Source organism: Tepidimonas sp., from assembly GCF_029335975.1.
Taxonomy (GTDB): domain Bacteria; phylum Pseudomonadota; class Gammaproteobacteria; order Burkholderiales; family Burkholderiaceae_C; genus Tepidimonas.
On sequence record NZ_JARJMT020000080.1, the window covers coordinates 1 to 9,763 of the forward strand.

The 9,763-nt window shown below is 67.9% G+C and carries 8 protein-coding genes and 1 pseudogene; 1 reads left to right on the plus strand and 8 read right to left on the minus strand.

Annotated features, from left to right (window positions below; all coding sequences use genetic code 11):
- Positions 1 to 770, plus strand: a 770-nt coding sequence (gene folD / locus P3W97_RS04510) for a bifunctional methylenetetrahydrofolate dehydrogenase/methenyltetrahydrofolate cyclohydrolase FolD (protein ID WP_300844188.1), incomplete at its 5' end; no start/stop codon positions are given.
- 29 nt (positions 771 to 799) lie between these two features.
- Here the strand turns inward: folD and P3W97_RS04515 are convergent.
- From P3W97_RS04515 to lpxB, 8 genes and pseudogenes are all read right to left on the minus strand, one after another.
- Positions 800 to 1,273 carry a DUF4149 domain-containing protein gene (locus P3W97_RS04515; protein ID WP_367184590.1) on the minus strand — a complete coding sequence of 158 codons (474 nt, stop codon included), beginning with the start codon at positions 1,271 to 1,273 and terminating at the stop codon, positions 800 to 802.
- A gap of 11 nt (positions 1,274 to 1,284) precedes the next feature.
- Positions 1,285 to 1,761, minus strand: coding sequence for a transcription elongation factor GreA (gene greA / locus P3W97_RS04520; protein WP_300844190.1), 477 nt, complete (start codon positions 1,759 to 1,761; stop codon positions 1,285 to 1,287).
- Between the two features lie 138 nt (positions 1,762 to 1,899).
- Entirely contained in the window at positions 1,900 to 5,166 is a 3,267-nt protein-coding gene (carB, locus tag P3W97_RS04525; RefSeq protein ID WP_300844192.1) for a carbamoyl-phosphate synthase large subunit, read from the minus strand.
- A gap of 32 nt (positions 5,167 to 5,198) precedes the next feature.
- Entirely contained in the window at positions 5,199 to 5,873 is a 675-nt protein-coding gene (gene leuE, locus P3W97_RS04530) for a leucine efflux protein LeuE (RefSeq protein WP_300844194.1), read from the minus strand.
- A 46-nt stretch (positions 5,874 to 5,919) separates the two neighbouring features.
- A complete protein-coding gene (carA, locus tag P3W97_RS04535) occupies positions 5,920 to 7,095 on the minus strand; it encodes a glutamine-hydrolyzing carbamoyl-phosphate synthase small subunit (RefSeq protein WP_300844197.1) in 1,176 nt (391 codons plus the stop codon).
- 138 nt (positions 7,096 to 7,233) lie between these two features.
- Positions 7,234 to 8,034, minus strand: coding sequence for an RNA methyltransferase (locus P3W97_RS04540; RefSeq protein WP_300844199.1), 801 nt, complete (start codon positions 8,032 to 8,034; stop codon positions 7,234 to 7,236).
- A 17-nt stretch (positions 8,035 to 8,051) separates the two neighbouring features.
- A pseudogene (gene rnhB, locus P3W97_RS04545) lies at positions 8,052 to 8,669 on the minus strand (ribonuclease HII); the annotation flags it as partial.
- Between the two features lie 59 nt (positions 8,670 to 8,728).
- On the minus strand, positions 8,729 to 9,763 hold a 1,035-nt coding region (lpxB, locus tag P3W97_RS04550; protein ID WP_300844203.1), incomplete at its 5' end, for a lipid-A-disaccharide synthase.

A 9,763-nucleotide genomic window follows, 5' to 3' on the forward strand; every position in this document is an offset into this window, starting at 1 on the left:
GAGGCCAACCGCCGGGGCTTGCAGTCATCCTGGTCGGTGATGATCCCGCCAGCCAGGTCTATGTGCGCAACAAAGTCAAGGCCTGCGGCGAGGCCGGCTTGCATTCGGTGTTGGAGACCTATCCCGCCAACCTGACCGAGCCCGAGCTGCTGGCGCGCATCGCCGCGCTCAATACCGACCCCGCCATCCACGGCATCCTGGTGCAGCTGCCGCTGCCCGCGCACCTCAACGCCCAGCGCGTCATCGAGGCCATTGCGCCGGAAAAAGACGTCGACGGCTTTCACATCGCCAACGCTGGGGCGCTGCTGGTGGGTCAGCCGGCCTTTCGGCCTTGCACGCCCTATGGCTGCATGAAGATGCTGGAGCACATCGGGCGCACCGATCTGCGCGGCCAGCACGCCGTCGTGGTCGGTCGCAGCAACATCGTCGGCAAGCCGATGGCGCTGCTGCTGCTGCAGGCCGGCGCCACGGTGACGATCTGCCACAGCGGCACCGCGGACCTGGCCCACCATACGCGCCAGGCCGACATCCTGGTCGCCGCCGTCGGCAAGCCGCGCATGATCGGTGCCGACATGGTCAAGCCCGGTGCCGTCGTGCTCGACGTCGGCATCAACCGCTTGCCCGACGGCAAGCTGTGCGGCGATGTCGACTTCGACGCCGTGCGCGAGGTGGCCGGCTGGATTACCCCGGTGCCCGGCGGCGTGGGGCCGATGACGATTGCGATGTTGCTGCTCAACACGGTCGAGGCGGCGGAGCGCGCGGCTGGCTGACCAACCGGCGCTCGCTCGGCGGTCTTGGCTCAGCGACCGTCCGCCTCGACCGCGCGCGATGTCCGCCCCGCCAGCCACCACAGGCTGCGCAGCGCGCACAGCCACTGCAGCGCCACCAGCAGCGATCCCAGGCCGTGCCACAAGGCAAGATCGGCGCCCGTCTGGCGGGCGGTGAGAATGCGCTGGGCAACACCAAACTCCTGCACCAAGCCCGCCAGCGCCCCGAGCAACAACCAGGGCAGCAGTGCCCAGTCGGCGTCCCCTGCCTGCCCGCGGCCACGCTGTGCCCGCCCCCACAGCAGCAACACCAGAGCGGCAGCGACGCTCACCCACGACTGCACCTGAAACAACCGCGCGGCCATGCCGCCGGCCACCGCTGGGTTGTTGAAGTGCGCAAACAACAGCGGCACGGCGACGAAGCTCCAGGCCGTCACCGCGCCCCACCACAGTGCCGCCACCAGCAGCGGCCAGCGCTGCACCCAAGCTCGCCCCAAAGCCCGCACGGGTCGATCCCTCACTCGTAGCGCACGGCCACGATCTCGTAGCGGCGCACGCCATTGGGCGCCTGCACCTCGGCGATGTCGCCCTCCTCCTTGCCGATCAGTGCGCGCGCGATGGGACTCGAGACATTGATCAGCCCGAGCTTCAGGTCGGCTTCGTCCTCGCCAACGATCTGGTAGGTGACGGTCTCGCCGCTGGCCTCGTCCTCCAGCTCGACGGTGGCACCGAACACCACCTTGCCGCCGGCGTCGAGCTGTGCCGGGTCGATGATCTGGGCGGCGGCGAGCTTGCCCTCGATCTCCTTGATACGGCCTTCGATGAAGCCTTGCCGGTCCTTGGCCGCGTCGTACTCGGCGTTCTCGCTCAGGTCACCCTGGGCGCGTGCCTCGGCAATGGCCTGGATGACAGCGGGGCGCTCAACGGTCTTGAGGCGGTGCAGCTCTTCCTTGAGCTTGTCGGCACCGCGCTTGGTCAGCGGAATGGTGGGCATGGCAGCAATCCTCTTCGCACAAAAGCAAACCGCCGAGCGTTGCCGTTCGGCGGTATCGACTCGTGGGTAATGATAACCGGTTTAGCGCGCCAACGGCGACTGCACGCGCGGTTGGTCAAGGGTGCTCAGGCGCCTGCGTCACACCAGTTGTGTGTGCAATTCCGCCAGTGTATACACCGGCAGATCGTCCAACACCTTCATGCCTTCCACCGCCGCCTCGGCACCGAAGATCGTCGTAAAGGTGGTCACGCGGTTGGCCAGCGACGCGATCCGAATGTAGCGCGAATCGGCGATTGCATTGCGGCGCTCCTCCACCGTGTTGATGACCATGGCGATCTCGCCATTCTTGATCATGTCCACGATATTGGGGCGACCCTCGGCGACTTTGTTGACCACCGCGCACGGAATGCCAGCTGCAAGGATCGCGGCGGCGGTACCGCGCGTGGCCACCAGCTCAAAGCCCATCGCCGCCAGATCGCGCGCGATCGACACCGCGCGCGCCTTGTCGCCTGACTTGACCGACAGAAAAATCTTGCGCACCGCATCGGTGGGCCGTGGCAGACGCACACCCGCGCCGAGCTGGCTTTTGACGAACGCCTCGCCGAAACTGCGGCCCACGCCCATGACCTCGCCGGTGGACTTCATCTCCGGCCCCAGAATGGTGTCCACGCCCGGGAACTTGACGAAGGGAAATACCGCCTCCTTGACGCTGAAGTAGGGTGGCTTGACCTCGCGCGTGACGCCCTGTTCGGCCAGCGTGTGGCCCGCCATGCAACGCGCCGCCACCTTGGCCAGCGGAATGCCGGTGGCCTTGGAGACGAACGGCACGGTGCGGCTGGCGCGCGGGTTGACTTCCAGCACGTAAATGAGGTCACGCTTGGCGCCCCCCTCCTCCACTTCTTGGATCGCGAACTGGACGTTCATGAGACCCACGACCTGCAGCGCCTCGGCCAGCGCCGCCGTCTGGCGCTTGATTTCGGCCACGGTGGCCGCTGACAGGTAGTACGGCGGCAGCGAGCAAGCCGAGTCGCCGGAATGCACGCCCGCCTGCTCGATGTGCTCCATCACGCCACCAATCAACACCTGGCCGCTGGTGTCGCGGACGCAGTCCACGTCACACTCGATGGCGTCGTTGAGGAAGCGGTCCAGCAGCACCGGTGAGTCATTGCTGACCTTGACCGCCTCGCGCATGTAGCGCTCCAGGTCGCGCGGCTCGTGCACGATCTCCATCGCGCGCCCGCCCAGCACGTAGCTCGGCCGCACCACGAGCGGATAGCCGAGCTCGGCGGCCTTGTCCATCGCCTCGGCTTCGGTGCGGGCGGTGGCGTTGGGCGGCTGCTTGAGTCCCAGCTGGTGCAGCATCTGCTGGAAGCGCTCCCGGTCCTCGGCGGCGTCGATCATGTCCGGCGTGGTGCCGATGATTGGCACACCGGCGCGCTCTAGCCCCAGCGCCAGCTTCAACGGCGTTTGGCCGCCGTACTGCACGATGACGCCCTCGGGTCTTTCCACCGCGACGATCTCCAGCACATCCTCCAGCGTCAGCGGCTCGAAGTAGAGCCGGTCGCTGGTGTCGTAGTCGGTCGAGACGGTCTCCGGGTTGCAGTTGACCATGATGGTCTCGAAGCCGTCCTCGCGCAGGGCCAGTGCCGCGTGCACACAGCAGTAGTCGAACTCGATACCCTGGCCAATGCGGTTGGGGCCGCCGCCGAGCACGATGATCTTGCGCCGGTTGCTCGGCGCCGCCTCGCACTCCTGCTCGTAGGTGGAGTACAGGTAGGCGGTGTGGCTGGCAAACTCGGCCGCGCAGGTGTCGACGCGCTTGTACACCGGTCGCACGCCCAGCGCATGGCGGCGTGCCCGCACCGCATGCTCGGTAGTGGCCAGCAGCTTGGCCAGCCGCCGGTCCGAAAAGCCCTTGCGCTTGAGCGTGCGCAGCGTTGCGGCATCCAGCGCCTCCAGCGCCCGCGCGCCATGCTGCGCCGTGTGGCGGTCCAGCGCCAGCTCGATCTGCACGATATCCTGGATCTGCGCCAGGAACCACCGATCGATCTTGGTGAAGTGGTGCACTTCCTCCAGGGACCAGCCAGCCGCGAACGCGTCGCCGACATACCAGATGCGCTCGGGGCCCGGCTCACCCAGCTCGCGCTCCAGCGTCTCACGGTCCTGGGTTTTTTCGTTCATGCCATCGACGCCGACTTCCAGTCCGCGCAGCGCCTTCTGGAAGCTTTCCTGGAAGGTGCGTCCGATGGCCATGACTTCGCCGACCGACTTCATCTGCGTGGTCAGGCGGTCATTGGCCTGCGGAAACTTCTCGAAGGCAAAGCGCGGGATCTTCGTGACGACATAGTCGATGGTCGGCTCGAACGAGGCGGGCGTGGCGCCGCCGGTGATGTCATTTTTCAGCTCATCGAGCGTGTAGCCGACCGCCAGCTTGGCCGCCACCTTGGCGATCGGAAAACCGGTGGCCTTGGATGCCAGCGCCGAGGAACGGCTCACGCGCGGATTCATCTCGATGACGATCATGCGCCCGTCGGCCGGATTGACGGCAAACTGTACGTTGGAGCCACCGGTGTCTACGCCGATCTCGCGCAGCACGGCGATCGAGGCGTCGCGCATGCGCTGGTATTCCTTGTCGGTCAGTGTCTGCGCCGGCGCCACGGTGATCGAGTCGCCAGTGTGCACCCCCATCGGGTCGAGGTTTTCGATCGAGCACACGATGATGCAGTTGTCGGCGCGGTCGCGCACCACCTCCATCTCGAACTCTTTCCAGCCGACCAGCGACTCCTCGATCAGCAGCTCCGAGGTGGGCGATGCCTCCAGCCCGCGTTTGCAGATGATCTCGAACTCCTCGGGGTTGTAGGCGATACCGCCGCCGGTACCCCCCAGCGTAAAACTGGGCCGAATCACCGCTGGAAAGCCCACCACACGCTGCACCGACCAGGCTTCCTCCATGCTGTGCGCGATGCCCGAGCGCGCTGACTCGAGCCCGATGCGCGTCATCGCCTCCTTGAACTTCTGGCGGTCCTCGGCTTTATCGATCGCCTCTGGACGTGCGCCGATCAGTTCGCAGCCGTAGCGCTTCAGCACGCCGTGGCGCCACAGGTCCAGGGCACAGTTGAGTGCGGTCTGGCCACCCATGGTCGGCAGGATGGCGTCGGGGCGCTCGCGGGTGATGATCTTCTCGACCGTCTGCCAGGTGATGGGCTCGATATAGACCGCATCCGCCGTGGCGGGGTCGGTCATGATGGTGGCCGGGTTGCTGTTGATCAGGATGACGCGGTAGCCCTCCTCGCGCAGGGCCTTGCAGGCCTGTACACCAGAGTAATCAAATTCACACGCTTGGCCGATGACGATCGGGCCGGCACCAATGATGAGGATGCTGTGGAGGTCTTGACGCTTGGGCATGGTGTCGAAAATCTCGCAAAACTGGCCGGCGGTCACACGGCACTGGCACGTGCCAGCCGCAGGCCGAAGCCGATGAACAGGGCGCCGACGGCGGCGTTGAGCCAAGCAGCCAGATGGCGCCGCGCGGAAAATGCGTGCGCCAGTCGGTCGCCGGCGAGGATGAGGGCGCTCAGATACAGCGCGCTGCAGACCTGCACGATCACACCCAGCGCCACGAAGCTCAGCGCTGGCCACGGATAGGCAGGATCGACGAACTGCACGAAAAACGAGATGAAAAAGAATATCGCTTTGGGGTTGAGCAAACTGATCGACAGCGCACGGCGGAATGGCTGCCAGCGGCCCGTGCGCCCGGCCGACCGCTCAGCCGACTGCTTGGGCGTGGCGGCGAGGCGCTGCGGCGGACCGCGGTGCCAACCCCGCCAGGCCGTGCGCAACAGATTGAGCCCGATCCAGCCGAGGTAGATCGCACCGGCATACTTGACAGCCATGAACAGCCACGGATGCGCCGCCAGCACCGAGGCTAGCCCCGCTGCCGACAGCGCCATCAGGATCGTGTCGCCGACAAAAACCCCGCAGGCAGCCTGGTAGCCGCGCAGCACGCCCTCGCGTGACGCCACGGACAGCACGTACATCGAGTTTGGCCCTGGCAGCAGCACGATGACGATCGTGCCGGCAACGAAGGTGGTCAGATCGGTAATGCCCAGCATGGTCGCAGGACGTCAAGCTCGCAAAGGGCGGCGGTGGACACGCGGCTCAAGCCCCGCGCCCCTGTTCCATGAGACCGACAAACCGATCGAACAGATAGCCGATGTCGTGCGGACCGGGGCTGGCCTCTGGGTGGCCCTGAAAACCAAACGCAGGGCGGTCGGTGCGCGCGATGCCCTGCAGCGTGCCGTCGAACAGACTGACATGCGTGGCGCGCAGCGTTGCGGGCAGACTGGTCTCGTCCACCGCGAAGCCGTGGTTCTGGCTGGTGATGCTGACCCGCCCGGTGTCCAGGTCCTTGACCGGGTGGTTGGCGCCGTGGTGGCCAAACTTCATCTTGAACGTGCGCGCGCCGCTGGCCAGCGCCATGATCTGATGCCCCAGGCAGATGCCAAACGTCGGCACCCCACGCGCGATGACGGTGGCCGCGGCCGCGATCGCGTAATCGCACGGCTCGGGGTCGCCAGGGCCATTGGAGAGGAACACACCGTCCGGCCGCAGCGCCAGCACGTCGGTGGCCGGGGTGCGCGCCGGTACCACGGTGACACGGCAGCCCCGCTCGGCCAGCATGCGCAGGATGTTGCGCTTGACGCCGAAATCGTAGGCGACGACGTGCAAGCGTGGCTGCGCCAGCCGCCCATAGCCGCGCGTACCATCCTCGCGCCGTAGCCGCCAGTCGGTCTCGGTCCACTCGTATGGGTCGGCGGCGCTGACCGTCTGCGCCAGATCCAGCCCGGCCATGCTGGGTGCGCTGCGCGCGGCGGCGACGGCTTCGGCGCGCACGGCGTCGGTGACCGCTTCGCCCTCGCGCAGCGCAACGATGGCGCCGTTTTGTGCGCCGTGCTCGCGCAGGCGGCGCGTCAACGCGCGCGTGTCCAGGCCTGCGATCGCCACGATGCCCTCGCGACGCAGGTACTCGCCAAGCGATCGATCGGCGCGGAAATTGGAATGGAGCTGGGGCAGGTCCTTGATGATCAGGCCAGCGGCTTGGATGGCGCCGGATTCGATGTCCTCACCGTTGACCCCGACGTTGCCGATGTGCGGATACGTGAGGGTCACGATCTGCTGGCGGTAGCTGGGGTCGGTGAGGATTTCCTGATAACCGGTGAGGGCGGTGTTGAACACCACCTCACCCACAGTCTGGCCGGTCGAACCGATGGCCACACCTTCAAAGACCGTGCCGTCTGCGAGCGCGAGGATGGCGGTGGCAAGGACGGGAAACACGGACACTCTCCAGGATGGTTTGGACGCACCCGCACCCACCTGGCCCCGTCCGCCGCAGCGCCCGGCGACCGCGACATGGCCGGGGAGCGCGCAAGACAGTCACCGCGTGGACACGGACGGTCTGGGTAAACCTTGGGATTATAGCCCGCCAAATACGGCCGCCGCGCTGGCATGCAGACAGATCGCGGCAGCGGCCGCCACATTGAGCGATTCTTCGCCACCGGGCTGGATGATGCGCACCGTGTGCGCGGCCTGTTCCATCAGGTCTGCGCGGACACCCTGCCCTTCGTGGCCCAGCAACCAGGCGCACGGCCAGGGCAAGCGGGCCTCGTGCAGCCAGTCCCCTTGGTGGGAACTGGTCGCAAGCAATGGCACCTGCAAATCGGCCAGGCAGGCAGCATCCACCGCCTCGACCAGTGTGAGGCCGAAATGGGCCCCCATGCCGGCACGCAACACCTTGGGCGACCACAGCGCGGCGGTGCCGCGCAGCGCCAGCACCTGTCGAAAGCCGAATGCCGCCGCACTGCGCAGCACGGAGCCGACATTGCCTGGGTCCTGCAGCCGGTCCAGCACCACGGTGGGCACGCCGGCCTGCACGGCCTGAGTGGGTGGCACGCGGACCAAGCAGCCCACATGGGCAGCCGACTCCAGCGGGCTGAGCTGCGCCATCAGCGCCTCGGTCAGCAGCCAGACGGGAACCTCGGGCGCCAGGGCCCCCGTCTGCTGCCACGTCTGCACCCACGCCAGGCCCACGGGGCTGGCCACCACCGCCTCGGGCCGCCAACCGCGGGCCAGCAGGGCGCGGCACAAATGGTCGCCTTCGACCCAGACAACGCCTTCGCGCCGGTAGGCACTGCCATCTTGCACCAAGCGTCGCAGGCGTTTGACGCGCGGGTTGTCGCGCGAAGCAATCGGCTCGGGTGGGCGCAGCGGGGTCATGCGGCAGCCCCCGCAGTCGATGCGCGCAGCGCCTCGGCCACCGGCGCGAAGCTGCGCCGATGCCATGGCGTGGGGCCGTGCTGGCGCAGGGCATGCAGATGCTGCGCCGTGCCATAGCCTCGGTGCCGGTCGAAACCGTAGGCTGGGTAAGCCGCATGCGCCTCATCCATGAGGCGGTCGCGCGTCACTTTGGCCACGATCGAGGCCGCGGCAATCGCCGCCACCGTGGCATCGCCGCGCACCACGGCTTCGGCACGCATGTCCAGCACCGGCAGCCGATTGCCATCCACCAGCACCAGCGCGGGCCGCAGCCGCAACCCAGCCACGGCCCGCTGCATCGCCAGCAGCGTCGCCTGCAGAATGTTCAGCTGGTCGATCTCTTCCACACTGGCGGTGCCGACCCCCAGGCACAGGGCCCGTGCCCGTATGGCGTCATAAAGCGCCTCGCGCCGGGCGGCACTCAGGGCCTTGGAGTCGGCGACCCCTTCGATCGGATCCCGATCATCCAGGATGACGGCAGCCGCCACGACCGGCCCGGCCAGCGGCCCCCGGCCGGCCTCGTCCACCCCGGCCACCAGGCCCCCGTCGCCCCAGTCGAAGGCGTATTGCTGGGCCGCAGCCTGGGCGTGGGCCAGCGACACCCGGGTGCGGCGGTCCGCACGGGCAGATGTCGGACGCGACGTCGGGCCCGCCTTCATAGCGCCCCCCCACGCTCAAGCAGCGGCTCAATTGCCTGCACCGCCAGCGTCGCGGTGTCGCGCCGCAGCTCGGCGTGCAGCGCCTCGAAGCGCGCCACCAGGCGCTCGCGCCGCGCGTGCGCTGGTGCATCGTCAGCCAGCCACGCCAGCGTCGCCTCCGCCAGCGCCTCCGGGGTGGCCGCCTCCTGCAGCAGCTCCGGCACGACGAATTCGCCGCACAGGATGTTGGGCAGCCCGGCCCATGGCTGGCGCATCTGGCGCCGCGTCAGCCACCACGACAGTGGGTGCATGTGGTAAGCGATCACCATCGGGCGCTTGAAGAGCGCCGCCTCCAAGGTGGCGGTACCGCTGGCCACCAGCGCAGCATCGCAGGCCGCCAACGCCGTGTGCGACTGCCCGCGCAGCACGGTGATGGCAGCCGCATGGGGGCTGGCGGCCACTTGGGCACGTATCGTCCCCTCCCATGCCGGCACCGCTGGCAGCACGAAGCGCAGTCTCGGTCGCTGGGCGCGCAAGATCGCCACCGCCGCGAGGAAGCGCGGCAACAGGTGATCGATTTCCGCACGGCGGCTGCCGGGCAGCAGCGCCAGCAGCGGCTGTGCGTCATCCATGCCGAGCAACGCGCGCGCGCCGACGCGGTCCGGCCGCAGCGGGATGAGGCTGGCCAGTGGGTGGCCGACGTAGCTGGCGGCGATCCCGTGTTGGGCCAGCAGCGCCGGCTCGAACGGAAAGATGCACAGCACATGGTCGCAGGCACGGCGGATCAGTTCGATGCGTTCGGGCCGCCAAGCCCAGATCGCCGGTGCGACGAAGTGCACCGTCGAAATGCCCGCCGCGCGCAGGTCGGCCTCCAGCGCCAGGTTGAAGTCCGGCGCATCGACGCCAATGAACAGCGCTGGACGCTCATCTACCAGCCGTGCGCGCAGGCGGCGGCGGATGCCGACGATCTCGCGGTAGTGGCGCAGCACCTCGACGTAGCCGCGCACGGCGAGTTTGTCGCTCGGCCACCAGGCCTCGAACCCCTGCGCCTG

What these genes read in the sequence shown, in the direction of transcription:
- carB (WP_300844192.1), bottom strand. Translation starts at nt 5,166, where the DNA reads ATGCCCAAGCGTCAAGACCTCCACAGCATCCTCATCATTGGTGCCGGC.
- greA (WP_300844190.1), bottom strand. Translation starts at nt 1,761, where the DNA reads ATGCCCACCATTCCGCTGACCAAGCGCGGTGCCGACAAGCTCAAGGAA.
- P3W97_RS04540 (WP_300844199.1), bottom strand. Translation starts at nt 8,034, where the DNA reads ATGACCCCGCTGCGCCCACCCGAGCCGATTGCTTCGCGCGACAACCCG.
- leuE (WP_300844194.1), bottom strand. Translation starts at nt 5,873, where the DNA reads ATGCTGGGCATTACCGATCTGACCACCTTCGTTGCCGGCACGATCGTC.